At 49.0% G+C, this 16,171-nt stretch carries 14 protein-coding genes and 2 pseudogenes; 8 read left to right on the forward strand and 8 right to left on the reverse strand.

Annotated elements, in window-relative coordinates; genetic code table 11:
- Positions 1-21: 21 nt before the first annotated feature.
- The 5 genes from psb35 to P4D80_RS07390 form a co-directional block, all read right to left on the reverse strand.
- Positions 22-222, reverse strand: coding sequence for a photosystem II assembly protein Psb35 (psb35, locus tag P4D80_RS07370; protein ID WP_421658352.1), 201 nt, complete (start codon positions 220-222; stop codon positions 22-24).
- A gap of 72 nt (positions 223-294) precedes the next feature.
- Positions 295-2,682: a transglycosylase domain-containing protein gene (locus P4D80_RS07375; RefSeq protein ID WP_421658353.1), complete on the reverse strand. Its 2,388-nt coding sequence runs from the start codon at positions 2,680-2,682 to the stop codon at positions 295-297.
- Positions 2,683-2,763: 81 nt separating this feature from the next.
- Complete coding sequence (gene chlG, locus P4D80_RS07380) at positions 2,764-3,825, reverse strand: chlorophyll synthase ChlG (RefSeq protein ID WP_421658354.1); 1,062 nt, start codon at positions 3,823-3,825, stop codon at positions 2,764-2,766.
- 341 nt (positions 3,826-4,166) lie between these two features.
- Complete coding sequence (locus P4D80_RS07385; RefSeq protein WP_421658355.1) at positions 4,167-5,261, reverse strand: ArsA family ATPase; 1,095 nt, start codon at positions 5,259-5,261, stop codon at positions 4,167-4,169.
- A 77-nt stretch (positions 5,262-5,338) separates the two neighbouring features.
- On the reverse strand, positions 5,339-5,533 hold the full coding sequence (locus tag P4D80_RS07390) for a DUF2862 domain-containing protein (RefSeq protein ID WP_421658357.1): 195 nt from the start codon (positions 5,531-5,533) through the stop codon (positions 5,339-5,341).
- A gap of 260 nt (positions 5,534-5,793) precedes the next feature.
- Between P4D80_RS07390 and hisF the strand changes: the two genes are divergently transcribed.
- The 5 genes from hisF to P4D80_RS07415 all read left to right on the forward strand — a co-directional run bounded on the left by hisF (position 5,794) and on the right by P4D80_RS07415 (position 10,755).
- The gene (gene hisF / locus P4D80_RS07395; RefSeq protein WP_421658358.1) at positions 5,794-6,585 is read left to right on the forward strand and encodes an imidazole glycerol phosphate synthase subunit HisF; all 792 of its coding nucleotides are present in this window, start codon (positions 5,794-5,796) and stop codon (positions 6,583-6,585) included.
- A gap of 304 nt (positions 6,586-6,889) precedes the next feature.
- A complete protein-coding gene (locus P4D80_RS07400) occupies positions 6,890-7,141 on the forward strand; it encodes a hypothetical protein (RefSeq protein ID WP_421658359.1) in 252 nt (83 codons plus the stop codon).
- A 297-nt stretch (positions 7,142-7,438) separates the two neighbouring features.
- Positions 7,439-8,395 (forward strand): response regulator, encoded by a 957-nt coding sequence (locus P4D80_RS07405; RefSeq protein WP_421658361.1) that lies wholly within the window; start codon positions 7,439-7,441, stop codon positions 8,393-8,395.
- A 256-nt stretch (positions 8,396-8,651) separates the two neighbouring features.
- On the forward strand, positions 8,652-9,344 hold the full coding sequence (gene ubiE / locus P4D80_RS07410; protein ID WP_421658362.1) for a bifunctional demethylmenaquinone methyltransferase/2-methoxy-6-polyprenyl-1,4-benzoquinol methylase UbiE: 693 nt from the start codon (positions 8,652-8,654) through the stop codon (positions 9,342-9,344).
- Positions 9,345-9,516: 172 nt separating this feature from the next.
- Complete coding sequence (locus P4D80_RS07415) at positions 9,517-10,755, forward strand: DUF445 domain-containing protein (RefSeq protein WP_421658363.1); 1,239 nt, start codon at positions 9,517-9,519, stop codon at positions 10,753-10,755.
- Positions 10,756-11,330: 575 nt separating this feature from the next.
- Here P4D80_RS07415 and P4D80_RS07420 read toward each other — a convergent pair.
- Positions 11,331-12,749 (reverse strand): PLP-dependent aminotransferase family protein, encoded by a 1,419-nt coding sequence (locus P4D80_RS07420; protein ID WP_421658364.1) that lies wholly within the window; start codon positions 12,747-12,749, stop codon positions 11,331-11,333.
- 255 nt (positions 12,750-13,004) lie between these two features.
- Here P4D80_RS07420 and P4D80_RS07425 point away from each other — a divergent pair, with 255 nt between their 5' ends.
- Entirely contained in the window at positions 13,005-13,292 is a 288-nt protein-coding gene (locus P4D80_RS07425) for a hypothetical protein (protein ID WP_421658365.1), read from the forward strand.
- Between the two features lie 50 nt (positions 13,293-13,342).
- Here the strand turns inward: P4D80_RS07425 and P4D80_RS07430 are convergent, their stop codons facing one another.
- Positions 13,343-13,612 carry a hypothetical protein gene (locus P4D80_RS07430; RefSeq protein WP_421658366.1) on the reverse strand — a complete coding sequence of 90 codons (270 nt, stop codon included), beginning with the start codon at positions 13,610-13,612 and terminating at the stop codon, positions 13,343-13,345.
- Between the two features lie 526 nt (positions 13,613-14,138).
- Between P4D80_RS07430 and P4D80_RS07435 the strand changes: the two are divergent.
- Positions 14,139-14,876: pseudogene (locus tag P4D80_RS07435) on the forward strand (IS1 family transposase).
- Between the two features lie 40 nt (positions 14,877-14,916).
- A pseudogene (locus P4D80_RS07440) lies at positions 14,917-15,393 on the forward strand (IS1 family transposase); the annotation flags it as partial.
- On the opposite strand, the gene P4D80_RS07445 reads toward P4D80_RS07440, so the two are convergent.
- Positions 15,364-16,110 (reverse strand): Crp/Fnr family transcriptional regulator, encoded by a 747-nt coding sequence (locus P4D80_RS07445; RefSeq protein WP_421658367.1) that lies wholly within the window; start codon positions 16,108-16,110, stop codon positions 15,364-15,366. The pseudogene P4D80_RS07440 and the gene P4D80_RS07445 sit on opposite strands and share 30 nt — an antisense overlap.
- Positions 16,111-16,171 lie beyond the last annotated feature (61 nt).

The following is a 16,171-nucleotide window of genomic DNA, read 5'->3' on the forward strand; positions in this document are numbered from 1 at the left end:
ACTCCAGTCCGGCGTAATGGATCAGGAGTCTGGATAATGGTCATCTTTGACTTTCGGTACGAAATCTGGACGCTCTTTATCCTCCCAACCGGCAGGACGCTTGGAGTTATACCAGGCAATTGAACCAATGGTGACGGCAGCAATGAATCCCACCACGTAAACCGCAGTAAACGCGACAGGAAAATGTCCAGCAGCGGAAACAGTAGCCAGTACTACGTTCATCAATACGTTCATCAAAAGGACTCCAACTAACAAAACGGGAAAATAGAAACTGCTTCAAGGGCCAGCCTACCCTTAGTTGGGCGGAACGGAAGGAGAAGGTTCAGAAGCGGGCGGTGGAGTCGGTTCACTAGGAGGAAGTTCAGGAGGAACCGAGTTCCCTGCCGGAGGGGGAGGTAATGGCTCAGACCCTGTTGATGGGGATACTGGGATCGTAGGCGGTTCAGCCGGAGTTGCGCTATCTTCAGGAGGAGGGGCCGATGAATCGTTTACAGGAGTAGAGTTTGCAGCCGGAGATTCAGTCGGTTTTGAATAGTAACCTCCACTTGATTGCCCTGAAGAGCCTTCACTGGATCTATCCATGATGTAAGTTCGGTTAGGACGGACTGGCTTCGCTTTGATGCTGCCCTTGCGGCTACCGAGATTGGGGGGTAAATCTGCAAAAGTTTTTACTGGCATTCCTTTTACGACAACTACCATAAAGTTGTGCCAGACTTCTGCGGCTGTACTGCTGGCACTCCAGGTGGGGCTGTTATTGTCGTTCCCCAACCAAACACCAGTTACCACTTGTGGGATAAACCCAACGAACCAGAGGTCACGGGAATTTTCAGAAGTGCCTGTTTTGCCAGCAACGGGGCGATCGCCCAGTTGGGCAGTCTGACCTGTACCGCTATTCACGACTCCCTGCATCATCCAAGTGACAATGGCAACGGTGTTCTGATCAACTACCTGTCTGGCTTTGAAGTCGGCGTTGTAAATAACATTCCCTTTACGGTCAAGAATCCGGCGAATTCCGTGCGGCTCGTTAAACTTACCCCCATTAGCCAGAACTCCATAAGCACTGGTTAGTTCGAGCAAGTTAACCTCTGAAGCCCCCAACGCCAATGAGTACGTAGGCAACAGCTTGGATTTGATGCCCATCTCCCGTGCCATCTTAATCACGGGGTCAAATCCGATATCAATCAATAGCTTAACGGAAACAATATTGACGGAGTTTGTCAGCGCTTCCCGAAGAGTCAACCAACCGCTGTACTTTTTGTTGTAGTTTTCGGGCTTGTAGCCATCAATATAGTAAGGAGCATCCAGATAGGATGTCCAGGGAGACATCCCTGTGGCGATCGCAGTCGTGTACAGAATAGTTTTAAATGCAGACCCTGGCTGTCGTTGCGCCTGGGTTACCCGGTTAAACTGGCTACTTCTAAAATCAGTCCCCCCCACCATAGCCCGGATTTCTCCATTACTGGGATCAATTGAAACCAGGGCTGCTTGTTGAAAGCCTTCGTAAGGTCCGATGTTTTTAACAGCATCTGAAGTTGCCTTTTCTGCTGCCTTCTGCCAAATGGGGTTCAGCGTTGTTTCAACGGTCAGGCCCCCGATTTCCAGAGCTTCTTTGGAAACTAGTCTGGAAAGTTGTTGCTGAATGTAAGAGGTGAAATAGGGCGTATCGCTGTAGAGTTTCTTGGGGACGCTAGGTTTAATTTGTAATGGCAAACTACGGGCTGCCTCTGCCTCCGCTTCGCTAATATATCCTGCTTCTTGCATCCGTTCCAAAACCACATTCCGTCGCTGCAGGGCCTTATCCAGATTCACCAGTGGGGAATAGTCGCTAGGGGCAGGCGGCAAACCGGCGATTGTGGCAATTTCGGGCAGAGTCAGTTGATCAACAGATTTACTGAAATAAACCCAGGCAGCATCTGCAACACCGTAGGCACCGGAGCCAAGATAAACCAGGTTCAGGTATCGTTCCAGTACTTGCTGCTTGCTCATTTCCCGTTCAATCTTCTGGGCCAGAAAGGCTTCTTGCACCTTCCGCCAGAGACTGCGTTCCTGGCTCAGATAGACAACGCGAGCAAGCTGCTGAGTGATGGTGCTGCCGCCCTCTACCACATCCCTGGCGAGCAAATTCGTGGCGATCGCCCTTACAATCGACTGGAAATCAACCCCATTGTGCTGGTAGAAGCGACGGTCTTCTGCAGCGATAAATGCCTGCACCACCTTAGGTGGAATCTGCTCATAGGTCAGCTTTTCCCGAGTAGCAGGTCCAATCTGCTGCAAAATACTGCCATCTGCGGCCTGGATCGTCAGCGTTCCATTACGGGTAAAGCTGGAAATATCTGAAACGTCGGGCAAGCCGCGCTCAATACTCCAGACCCCATATGCCAGAGTTCCCCCTCCGCCAACAACCAGGAGGGTCAACCAGAACCATCGCCGATTATTTAAAGGTTTACGCCCACGCGGATGGTTTGGGGGGGCAGCCTCCACCTCTACCCGATCCAGAGCTGGTACTGTTTTATCAAACACGCGCCGAAGCCTTAACCAGGCCCCATCATTTCGGCGAGATCGCCTGGAAGCAGAAGCAGAGCGGCGATTTGCAGCAGTGTTCTGTAAACCCTTCGGATGGAGTGATTCTGAGCGATTAGAGTCGCTCGAAATTTTTTTGATCTTCGAGAGAAAATCGTCCACTCTAAAGCCTCATCACCACCAAGTTACTACCCACTCCTACTCTAGCCCCTGAGAGCCCAGCATTGTCCAACACCGTTCACATCAAACACCAGCATGACCCAGTGCCAGAGCAGCGACCAACATCCCCAAAACGAGAAATGGCTGGGCACTTGCCTGATACTTCACGTCATTTTTTAGCGGATCGCGGAGGAAGTACATATCCTGGAATGTGATCTGAGGGATCACTAACAGCAATAAAGTTGCAGCATACAAGTTCTGGTGAATGTGAATCAAGTAGGCAGCAATTCCTACTTGAAAAACATCGATCATTAGAACACAGATCCAGGCGGCGGTGGTGATGCCAAACATAACAGGGAGAGACTTTAAGCCGAGTTGGCGATCGCCCTCCACACTTTTAAAGTCATTCACAACAGCAATTCCCAGCCCCGCCAGACTATAGAACAGGGTCAGCACAATGATGGTTCCGTTCAGGTCGCCAAATAGGGCATGCCCTGCCCACCAGGGAAGCGCAATGTAGCTAGCACCCAGAGCATAGTTCCCCAGCCAACCGTTTTGTTTCAGCTTCAGCGGGGGAGCAGAGTAGATATAGGACAGGAAGGAACCACCGATCGCCATCACCGTGATGGTGGGAAATTCGTGCCCTGCCCACTGATCCAGCCCATAGGCGAGGACAATTCCGGCGCATAACAGAACCAGAATTTGAGTAACGACTTGTGGGATAGAGATCGCACCAGAGGGGATGGGGCGGTAGGGCTCATTGATGGCATCAATGTCACGATCATAAAAGTCGTTCAAAGTCTGAGTGTAACCCGTCAGCAACGGCCCCGAAAGTAACATACAGGCGGCTGAAATCAAAACATATTCCAGTGTCCAGCGAAAGTTGCCGGATGAGGCAGCGCCGCACACCACTCCCCACATCAGCGGAATCCAGGTAATCGGCTTCATCAACTGTAACCGGATTTTCCAGATGGACGTCTCGCCAGTTTGGGCTCCCTTCATCCCCAAAAGCTGACGCGTTTTAGCACTTCGTTCGTTAGCAGGTTCCCCATTGGGTGAAGTAGCATCAGAAACCAGTGCAACTTCCGCTGCATCAACCGAGGCGGACTCCGTTTCAATTTGAGAAGGATTCAGGTCTGGCATCATCGTTAAGCACCGAGTTCAGTTGGGGTTTAGACTTGTTAGTAAGGAATGGGGGTGGGAGAGTTTTGAGTGCTGATGGAGGCTACAGGCGATGGGCAAGGGGGTAGACGGGTAGATGGGGGATGAGTGACAGGGGGAAAGGTCAGTTGTGAGTTACTGGTTGTTAGTTCTTAGTCGTTAGAGAGAGGTGAATGGGTAGAGGGGTGGATGAGGGATGGGGCGATAGGGTGGTTGTTCTTTACTCCCTCACTCCCCTACTCCCCCTCACCCACCAACTCTTTTCCCCTTCTGGCTCCTGGTTCTGGCTCCTGGCTTCTCTGCGCTGCTGCCTCCCAATTCCTTAATTAAAAAGAGATGATCAAAAAGCTGTCCTGAAATTTAGCGCTGGTGACAGGCTTACCGCTTAACTCCGGAGGCAGAAAAATATTGCGCCGTTGATCACCTGCTTCTATCGTGATTTCCGGTCCATACTTGGTCAACTTCACCTGCTTCTTGTCAAAACCAGGTAGAAATAGGCTGACTTTCCGCTCTGCGACGTTGATGGCGATTGCTCGGGGAGCCTGGGATGCCTGGTCAAAGTTGGGCAGTGCATCCATCAGTGGTTGCCAGTCGTTAAAGGGCTGGGTGGGTATTGGGTTGACGGGAAGGGGCGCAAAAAACGGATCAAGCGAAATGTCGCTGGCTCGATTGAAAATCACTCCTCCAATTGTAAGCCCCACCTGTTGAGCTGCCCCCCAGAGATACTTTGCAGTTGCGATCGCCCCTTCATCCTCTGTGACTACCAGGTAAGCCACCACTCGATTGGGATCGGCGATCGCCTTCCGCCCCTCCTCCAGTAAGTTGTTTGCCTGCTGCGCCATAGGTTGATTGAAAATATCTTCAGTCCAACCCACATTCAGTACCGCACTGGTGATCGGTTGAATAAAGGGGGATAGAGTCTTGCCTAAATCCGAATCAGCAAACACCTTGCGGAAGCGGCGGATATACCAGCTTGCAATCTCAGGCATACCCAACATTCTCAGGGTTGTCTGATCACCCGTACCGTCAAGCACAATCACGTCATACTGGCCGCTGGAATCGTATTCCCGAATGGCATTGAGAACAAGCGCCTGATCCATCCCTGGCAGCACTCCCAGTTCTTGACCAAACACCTCTTTGAAGAAGGGTGTGCGCAGGTATTTAGCTTCTAGCTTCTTTAATTCTTCCCAGTTTCGCTCCAGCAGAGTCGCCGCCTGAAACTGGACGACTTGCAGGTTGGGAGCCAAATCTTTGGGGTCGGTTTCCAAATTGACTCCCAGCATTAAACCCGGAGCTGGACCTGCTTCCTGAATTGCCAGCAGAACCCGCTTACCCTGACTGGCAAACCGCTTGGCGGTAGCGATCGCGACGGTCGTTCGACCCACACCGCCCTTTCCTAAAAATGTCAAAATCAGAGCCATGTGTCAGCTTCCCAAGCTCTAAGCGTGCACTTGCCAGTCTAGCGAGCCGATGAATTTACTGCACCTGTCTATATGATTTACTGCAAAATCTCTATCTCGTCCTCAAAGAACCAGGTAGAAAATTTGTCATCAAACTGAACCAGCACTCCAATCCCACTACCATCTGTCATTTTGTAGTCTCGAATAGTGCCTACCTGACCCAGTTTTTTTACGACTTCATTAGACACGCGATCGCGTAACCGCCGCACACGAACTTTTTGACCGACTTCCATTTCAACTCCAAGACTATAGACCAAAACCCAGTGTATCAGCGTCTTGTACCCGATTTAGCGAAAGATGCCACCGAAATGAAAGAAGGTAGTACGTATTAGGAGGCAGAAGGCAGGAGGGGAAAGGAGTAGGAGGGTCGATGGGTGGATGAGTATTGAGTTCTGAGTGAACTCCTGGCTTCTTCTTTCTTCTTCTCTCTTTCTAACAACTCCTGACAGCCTGCTATAAAATCCAGGAGTTCAGGTTCTTCCAATAAAGTGCAATGCTGGCAAAACGAATTCTCCCTTGCCTGGATGTTAAAGCAGGACGAGTAGTGAAGGGTGTCAATTTTGTGGATCTCAAGGATGCGGGAGACCCAGTAGAACTGGCGCAGGTCTACAACGATGCCGGGGCCGATGAATTGGTTTTTCTGGATATTACGGCCACCCATGAAGACCGGGACATTATCATTGATGTCGTTTATCAAACGGCAGAACAGGTTTTTATTCCTCTGACAGTGGGAGGGGGGATCCAAAACTTAGAAATGATTAAACAATTGTTAAGGGCAGGTGCAGATAAGGTCAGTATTAACTCAGCGGCTGTCCGGGACCCAGGTTTCGTTGATCGCGCCAGCGATCGCTTTGGAAACCAATGCATTGTCGTCGCTATTGATGCCCGTCGCCGTCACGATTCTGACAATCCAGGATGGGATGTTTACGTGCGTGGAGGACGTGAAAATACTGGACTGGATGCGATCGCCTGGGCTCAGGAAGTTGAGAAGCGGGGAGCCGGAGAACTACTCGTTACCAGCATGGATGCTGATGGAACCCAGACAGGCTATGACCTTGAATTAACTCGCACCATTGCCGAATGCGTTGAAATTCCGGTAATTGCCTCCGGTGGGGCAGGCAACTGTGAACACATCTACGCAGCCCTAACCGCAGGCAGAGCCGAAGCTGCCCTCCTCGCTTCCCTACTGCATTACGGACAATTAACCGTTCCTCAGATCAAATCCTACCTATCAGAGCGCCAGGTACCCGTCCGTGGAGGGGTGGATGAGTGGAGGGGTGGATGAAGGCAACAGGCAACAGGGCAGACTCGAGGAATTGGGAGTTGTCCCCTCAGTCCATCCCTCCTTTACCCCCTCATCCCCACTCCCATACTCACTTCTGACTCCTGGCTCCTTTCCTCTTTCTTCCTTCTTCTTTCTTCCTTCTTAGATCCTCCTGCCTTCTGGCTCCTTCCTCCCATCCCCCCTCCTTCCCCTCACTTTCCCTGATTCCTGGTTCCTTTTCCTGAGCATCTGTTACAATATGTAACGTATGCTGATATCCATTCTTGCTATTGTCATCGCGCTTGTTTCTTGGTCTCTGCATTTGATGCAGCAAGCAATCGATCGCCGTGAGTTCTCGCTGATGCTGGCAGGGACACTGGTAGCGTTTTCAGCCGCCGCGATGGTAGGGGTGTACTTTTTGATGGGTAACTATATTGGGTACGTAACTGGAAATTCACAGCATTCTATTTCTCCGCTTTCCTCCGTTGAAGCTGGTTCCTGGGAACTTCCGCTAAATGATCCTGAAGAGGTTGAAGTTCTCTCAATTCTGCAAGCTTCGATGTCATTGAAGCGATAGAGGCTCCCCTGTACCCCTTTATAACTATCCTGTCTGGGCATGACCAGCCAGATTCATTTCACCTTCCCTGAATGTAAGGGGGAGAGATGTCACTTGCTTCATCGTCACCATTCAGGAGAATCCATTGTGATGGGGCGATCGCATTTTTTTAGAAAAGCAAGTTAGAAATTGTAGGAATTTGGCAAGACTAAGAAGGTAGAGCATTGATTTGTCATCTGCCTGCCATCAATTTGTCTGCGATAACCCGTAAGGTAAATCTAATTGGATTTCGGCTTTGCTTAAAGGAATTGACCGTCTATGACCTATGCGATCCCCGAGCTTGACACCATCAGCCGTCAACTGATGAGTCTGGAACGACCCAAGAAAGCAAAGATGCTGGTGGTTGATGATGAACCTGACAACCTGGATTTGCTGTATCGAACCTTCCGGCGCGATTTTAATGTACTGAAGGCAGAAAGTGGGGTGCGTGCTCTGGAGTTGCTTGCGGCTGAAGGTGAGGTCGCGGTAATCATTTCAGATCAGCGGATGCCAGAAATGAAGGGAACTGAGTTTCTGAGCCGGACTGTTCCGCAGTTCCCGGACACAATGCGGATTATTCTGACTGGCTTCACTGATGTGGAAGATCTGGTGGAAGCGATTAACTCTGGGCAGGTGTATAAATACATCACCAAACCCTGGGACCCCAACGAGTTGAAAGCGGTTGTGCAGCGGGCGGCAGAAACTTACGAATTGCTGAAGCAACGTACCGAAGAGTTGCGGCGATCGCAGGCCCAGACCGAACTCCTCTCTACTATCGTCAAAGTGACCCAGGAGGCTAGCAGCCTGGAAGCTTGCCTCGAACCCATTGCCATTGCCTTTGGCAAAAACTTTCAAGCTGATATTTGTATTTTGCAACTGGTGGAAGGGGGAGCTCTGGTGCCCAAATCCGCTACCTACAGTACAGAAGGTGCTGCCGAAAACTGGCTAGATAAAGACCCGCTGGTGAAGGAAGCAATCGCCTCCCAAAAGATTCAGGTGGCTGTTAACGTTCCTGCCGATACTTCCCTATCAGGAGTTGAGCATTACAGTAATTCTGGAGTTCAGGCCCATTTGATCATTCCGGTCACCTACCGGAATGAAGTCCTCGCGGTGCTCTCGCTGCAATGGAAGAAGCCCTGCACTTTGCGCGAAGATGAACTGTTACTGCTCCATCTTTCTGCCCAGCAAGTGGCTCTGGCACTAACCAGCACCCGCTATTACCGCCCGGTTGCTTAGGTCCACGAACTAAAATCAAAAATTCAAAAGTAAAATCAAAAATACTGGTTTGACGTCAGTAGGAACGTTCCATGGGACGTCCCTACTGATGTTTAACCCTAGTGGACGATGGCATCGGTCCAGTATAGCGGTAGTCATTACTATATGACTACCGCTATACAACTCCATTAGACTCTAGACTAAACTCAGAAGTCCCAAACCTATTTCGCCAACCCCTCACTCCTCGCTCCTCACTGAACTTCCCCTAACCCACCATATGAACTCAGACCAGATTCGCACCATCTTCAACCGTATTGCTCCGGTCTATGACCAACTCAACAACTGGCTGAGCCTGGGGCAACATCGGATCTGGAAGCAGATGACGGTGAAGTGGAGTGGGGCAAAACCTGGAGATACCTGCCTGGATGTATGTTGCGGCAGTGGTGACCTGGCTCAAATGCTGGCAGAGCGGGTAGGCATGAAGGGGCAGGTATTTGGGGTGGATTTTTCTCCAGAACAACTGGCGATCGCCCGTCAGCGGGTTCAGGCCCGTTACTTGAATTTGCCTATTACCTGGATCGAAGGCGATGCCCTCAATCTCCCATTTCCTGATTGCCAATTTGACGCAGCCACCATGGGCTACGGGTTACGCAATGTAACCGACATTTTCCGCAGCCTCAAGGAACTCCACCGAGTCCTAAAACCCGGTGCCAAAGCTGCCATTTTAGACTTCAACCACCCCACGAATGCTCAGGTTCGGGCTTTTCAGCAGTGGTACCTGGATGCAATTGTCGTTCCTGCGGCTCAACGATTTGGCCTCACGGAAGAATATGCCTACATTGCTCCTAGCCTTAACCGATTTCCCACCGGGCAGGAGCAGGTAAAACTCGCCATTAAGGTAGGGTTTTCCACCGCCACCCACTACCCGATTACCGGGGGTACGATGGGAGTGTTGGTTGTCAATAAATAAATGGATGGGTAAATGAGTAGGAGGGTGGCGGAGTGATGGAGTAGGAAAGTAGGGGAGTACTCGGTGTAAAGAACTATTACTTCATCACGTCATCACTCATCCACCCATTTACTCCCTTCTCACAGTTAACAACCAACAACTAATAACTTTTCCCTTCACTTCTGTACTAACCTTGGATCTCTCCGTTTTATGGACAATCTGGCTCTATGTCGGCCCTCCCATTATGGGTGCCATCATTGGCTATTTCACAAATGACATTGCCATTAAGATGCTGTTTCGCCCTTACCGGGCCTGGTATATCGGCGATCGCCGTCTTCCATTTACCCCTGGTCTGATTCCCCGCAACCAGGAACGGTTGGCAAAGCGCATTTCAGATACCATCATGGGGTCTCTGCTGACTCCGGAGGAGTTGCAAAATCTCGCCCGGCGATTGCTGCAAACAGAGCGAGTCCAGATAGCCATTCTCTGGTTGCTGAAATTAGGATTAGATCAGATTCAAAGTGACAAGAACCCAAAGTCGGCCAAAGTACTGGCGAATATTCTGCGAGACTTGTTTGGGCAATCCTTGCCGCGGCTGCTCAAAGTTCTGGCCCGGCGAGAAGATTTCCTGGAAGCTCAGCTCAATCAAATTTTTGACCAGGTACTGCTGGAAATTCAGTTGAGTGATGACCAGGCCACTAAACTAGCAGACTGGCTACTTCAGGTGGTGTTACCACCGGATGTGATTCGGCAGGGGCTAATTGATTTCCTAACTGATCGCAATATTCAGGTCATTGATGAAGGCTTTCGTGAAAGAACCAGCGGCACCTATTGGGTCGTTGCTAATTTGTTTGGGGTACGGAATGCTCTCACACGCTTGCGCACCTTTTTGCTGGATGAACGGGAAGAGAGCAATCGTCGATTGGAAGAGTTAATTGTTTCCCTGAGTATCCGGCAGCGGTTGAAAGAATTGCTGCAAAATTTATCGCTGCAAAATCTGCCTGTTTCAACCGTGCGGCAGTTGCGGAAGACTTTACGAGATACTGTGCGCGATTACATCCAGGAGAAGGGAACTGACCTGTTACAGGAATTGAGTAAATCCATTGATTGGGAAAATTTGGCGACGGTTATCCTGAATCGGTTGACCACTTCAGAAGCTGTTTCTGAATCGCTGGAAGTGGTGAGTCTGGAATTAGCATTGATCCTGGAACGGTATCTGGAGCAAGAATTAGAAGCACTGGTTGCCCAACTGATTCCCATCCTGAATATTGACCAGGTGATTATTGATCGCGTTAAAGCCACCTCTCCCAAAGATCTGGAGGCGGCTATCAATGGTATTGTCAGAAGTGAACTTCAGGCAATTGTGAACCTAGGTGGTATTCTGGGCTTTGCGATCGGTTTGCTCCAAGCGATTTCACTTCTATTGCGATAGAAAGCAATGGGTGCGATAGAAAGCAATGGGCAACAGATGTAGCTACAGAGCGTTGCTGAAAAGCAGTATAAACTCGCACTCAGGATTGTCGCAGGTTTGCGTGGCCTCCACCGCCAATCGTCAGTGCTGAGTGCTGAGGACTAAGGATTAACCTTGATCAGCACTCAGTCCTCAGTACCTTTCAGAGCATATTCTTGGTGAGGTCAAAGCGACGCGGTTCATTACCTTGTCCCATGCCGCCACAACAGCCTCTGAGGAGGATGGAGTCAAGTAGGTCATTGAATTTTTTTCGATTGTATAGCGGTAGTCATTATGGTTAGAACGGGGTGCAGGGGTGGAAACCCTAGCTGGGGGCGAAGCCCCCACTCCCTCTCTAATTCCAATGTCCTAACGCACCCGCGTAGAGCTATATCTGTAGTTTTGAAACCTGAACAAACGGGTAGATCTCAAGAGGTAATGATGAACGGCACTGGCCGCCATCATTTCAAGCTGGAAAAATCATTATGATTTGAACACTACCACCTGAACAAACGTTCTAATCCCCCAGTGCGATCTTTGAGTTGGAACATTGGGAATTAGTAGTTTTTGCTACCCATATGGGCTTTCAACTGCTCACCTACGATTGAAATGCCCCAGGCAATCTCTTCTGCTGTGCGTGAAAAATTGAGTCGCATTGCGTTATAGCCGCGGCGATCGGGAAAAAATGTAGTCGCTGGTGTGACCAACACTCCCTGTTCCCGAATTTTCTGGCAGATCGGCGCAAGAGGCAGATTGTCAGGGAGTTGTGCCCATAGGAGCAGCCCTCCTGCTGGAACGGTCCATGTGGCTTCTTGAGGAAAGCAGTCAGCTAGCGCTTGCAGCATCGCGTTCCGGCTCTGGAGGTGCCAGGTTCGTAGATGATTGAGCCGATGGCGAAAATGCCCCGATGCTAGATACTCACTAACGATCGCCTGAGAAGGTGTGGGTGTGTGCAAATCATCCATTAGCTTTTGTTCAATCAATAACTGTCGGTGAGAGCCCGTAACCACCATGTAGCCAACACGCAAACCTGCCATCAATGTTTTAGAAAAGGTGCCCACATAAATCACGGTATCGTGCTGATCAAGGGCTTTGATGGGGGCAGGAACAGGTTCAAAATTCAATCCTTCGTAGGCGTCGTCTTCCAGAACAGGACATTCATACTGCTGAGCTAATTCCAGAAGTCGCTGCCGGTGGGAAGGAGTGGTGGTGACACCTGTGGGATTGTGTAAGGTACTGACGGTATAAATCAGCTTGGGACGGTGGCTTTTCAGGTATTGCTCCAGCAAGTCCAAATTCATTCCTTCGCTGGTCATAGGAATTCCAATCGTGCGTGCTCCCTGGTTTTCTAAAATGGCTAGCACACCGTGGTAAGTGGGAGTTTCTACAATCACCCAATCGCTTGGTTCGACATAGTAGCGAATGGCGAGTGAAATGCCCTGCATGGAGCCCGTTGTGATGATAATGTCATCTGCTGCAACTACCATCCCCATTTGCACCAGGAGTTGGGCAATTTGCTGACGCAAAACTTGCAATCCTTCAGGGGTGTCGTAGTTGTAGAGAGTATCCGCGATCTGGTTCATGGCACGGCGAGCAATCCGCTGCAAATCTTCCAAGCCAAAGGCCTGAGGAAAACCGCTACTGAAGTCCAGAATGCCGCGCTGACGATGGGCTTGAAGTGAGGTCATATAGGCTTTGCAGAAGGAACCACATTGCGGTTCTGGAATCACCACATCTTGAACGGGCGCAAAGGTCGATTCCAGTTTTGCTGGTGTCATGGGACAGTGGTTGACGAAATATCCAGTCCCTTGACGGGCATGAATCAGTCCATCCGCTTCTAAGACGCTATAGGCTTCAATAACCGTCAGTTTATTCACCTGAGCTTCTTTCGCCAATTCCCGTACTGAAGGCAAGCGATCGCCAGGTTTGAGTGCCCCTGAAGCAATCAGGCGATGGACGCGATCTCGAATTTGCAAATAAATGGGTTTTGTTGCCTAGCGATCAAGGGGAATTTTCATGGCAAAAAGGCATCTCTTTTCGCACCATCTCTATCCTTTATCCTTCATCTTTCCCAAAATGTCCTGGTACAGTTTACAGAGATCTATATAGAACAGTTCTCAGACTTGATCACTGTACTAGTCAAACTTCTCTGATCTGTACCTTCTCGCAACTGAAATAACTGAAGCACATTAGAAGGAATTCAACTCATTCATCTCAGGAGTGATGATGTAATGAACACTCCACAGCATCAGCGCATTATGGGCAGGAAATTTCTTGCGCAATCCTCCGGCCTATCGAAGCATTTACCTTCTCACTTACTTTCCTTACTGCAACGAACCTGGCAAGCTTGTGTACAAACTATGTCTACCCAGTATGAGCCGAAAGTAACCCACAAAATCAATCGCCAGGGTCGTATCACAAGCTGGCAGGTATTTGATCCAGAAACCGGACGTTCCATTTCCTTTGGTTCTGAGTTGGAAGTGCGGCTATGGTTGGAGCAAAGGTACTATCGCAGGTGACAGGTAGCAGGCGACAGGCAACAAATGTAAGGTAGGTAATGCCCACTCGTCTATAAGGCGGTCATCACCTTCAGAAATTCTGTAGAAAGATCGACGCTAGAGACTTTTTTCTGCCTGAACAAGACGCCTGCTAAGAAGTAAGTATTTTGAGAGTAGAAGGCTTTGCGATTTTTCCACAGTTCTTCGATCGCCTGTTTCACTTTGGGCTCACAGCTATAATAGCCAAACTTAAGTAGTGTCACCATGAGATCAATGGTTTGATAGCTCTGAGCGATCTCATATTCCACTGTTTCAATTGGATTAGAATATGCAGAAATCATTAATATAGCACCATAAAATCCAATAGAGAGTAGGTTTTTTAGCAATTTTTGCTCCATCGGTTCTTCCATTCATAGACGGTATATAAAGGCCATGATCTGGAGCATGAAGGTAGGTAGGGTTGAAAATTAAATAATTTGCCCCTGCTGGTAAATAGCTAAGAAAACATTCGCTATGAATGATGCATTGATGCTTCAGATGATAATGCTCAATCTTGGATTAAGCAACTTTACAGGAGATTGGATTCAAGTCATAGCCGTGGATAGAACCTGCAAAATTTATTTTTAATAAGCAGCGAATCACCGGACTACCATCACCTGCACCAAATTCGACAATAGAATCTACGATAGAACCTCAGAATCCACGATAGAACCTCAAATTCAAAGATAGAATCTACGATAGAATCTAATGAAGAATTAAAAAAAGATTGGCAGTGCCCTTTAGTAAGGGATTGAGAAAATTAGGATTAGGAGTAGCTATTATGGTTGAGTCTCTTATGATGCATCTCCTAGTTTCCAATTTTCCACCATGAAGCCTTATCTTCTCTTTCTTAACTATGGCTCAGATGGCATTATGAAAAATGGCACCACTCGTCGCGGTAAGCAAAACTATAAATGCCGCGATTGTGGTCGTCAGTTCGTTGAAGACCCGCAATGGAACCCCATCGACCCAGACCGCAAAACGATGATTGATTGCCTGTTGTTAGAGAAGATTCTTTTGGCGGGTATTGCTCGTGTGATGAACCTATCACAGGACTGGCTGCAACGCTATGTCAACCGTTGCTACGCTGGGGTACGGCAACGATTGCAAGTGCAACCTAAAGCGAAGGGGCACTTAGGGGTGAAGATGGATGAGTTATGGTCGTTTGTCAATGACAAAGGCAACAAGCAGTGGGTGTGGTTGGCACTCGATGTAGCAACTCGTGAGATCGTCGGGTGTTATATTGGCGATTGTTTAGCAGAGGCTGTCATTAGATTGTGGCAGTCAATGCCTGCGGTTTATCGGCAATGTGCAGTTGTGTACGGCGATTACTGGGAAGCCTATGCCAAAATTCTACCGAGTAACCGTCATCGTGCAGTCGGTAAGGAAAGTGGCTTGACCAGCTATATTGAATGACTCAACAACACGCTCAGACAACGAGTGTCACGTTTAGTGAGGAAGACATTGTCGTTTTCTAGGAGATTGGAGAATCACATTGGAGCGATTTGGTATTTCATTCATCACTACAACAAACAGATACGTTCAGAGTTCCCCAGCTATTTATAAAGGCTGCTTATTCTCTATCCTTTCCTAAATAGGATTACCAAAAGATCATCCTCTTGAACAAATGAATTGCCGCTTGTTAGACCCACTCAAGCCAACCTCTGTGACAATTGTGAAGTAGGTTGAGGAAACCGACGCTGACGAGATGTGGAGCTTCGTCTACTCCAAGCAGCAGGAGCGCTGGTTATGGCATGCCATTGACCATCAACCCGGACAGGTGCTGGCGTATGTGCTCGCAGACCATAAAGAGCAGGCGTTAGTCGAGCTAAAAGCATTGTTAGAGCCGTTGGGTGTTCAAACCTTTGACACCAATGGATGGGGAGCGTATGCCCGCTGATTGAATGAAGATCAGCATATCGTTGGCAAGTGGAATACTCAGATAACTGAGCGCAAACACTTGACCTTACGAACCCGCATTAAGCGATTAGCTCGCAAGACAACCCGCTTTTCCAAGTCCGAATGCTGCATGAAACTGGTACTGAGCACGAGGTTATTTGCCGCCGCTGATTTGAGCTGTTAGCCTGCTTTCATTTTGACTCAAAGTTTGTAGCCGATCGCGATCAAGGATTGTAATGTGTGAACCACTGACGGTAATAATACCTTCACTGCTGAGACGATAAAATGCTCTCGAAAGTGTCGCAGGAATTGTACCAAGGGCTGCGGCTAGTTGAGTTTTAGTTAAATCCAATGTCACGCTGTTGAGCGATTTTAAGCGATCGCCCGCTGAGGTAGAACCAACATCACTAAGCTGGAGCAGATACTCAGCCAGCCGTTGAGGCACATCTTTGAAGGAGAGATCTTCTATCACGCCGACTAAATGACGTAAATGCTTTGACACGCTAATCAGCATATTAATGGCAATACTCGGATCTTCGTGCAGGAGTTCTAGAAAAGCGAGGCGCGGAAAGAAGATCAGTTCAACCCAATCCAGAGCAGCGGCGGATGCTGGAAAAGGGTGACCATCCAAGGCCGCAACTTCTGCAAAATTATCTCCCGTTTCAAAAATATTGAGGATTTGCTCCTTGCCTGTGGATGAAACTTTAAACACTTTAACTCGCCCCGTTTTCACCACAAAAAAACCTGTGGCTGGGCTGTCTTGTTGGAAAATGAGTTCATCCTTTTGCCAGGTTTGCAGTTGTGCAATTTGGAGTAAGCGGGATAGTTGCAATGGAGAAAGTCCACGAAAAATCATTGTGGTTTGCAACCACTGACCCAAACCAGCATTGAAGTTGTTCATTCCATGCCACTGCCATTTAGCCTTTCCAATTGGATTCTAGCGATATAGCGGTCCTATTTGA

The organism is Leptothermofonsia sp. ETS-13 (assembly GCF_049200465.1).
Lineage (GTDB): Bacteria > Cyanobacteriota > Cyanobacteriia > Leptolyngbyales > Leptolyngbyaceae > Leptothermofonsia.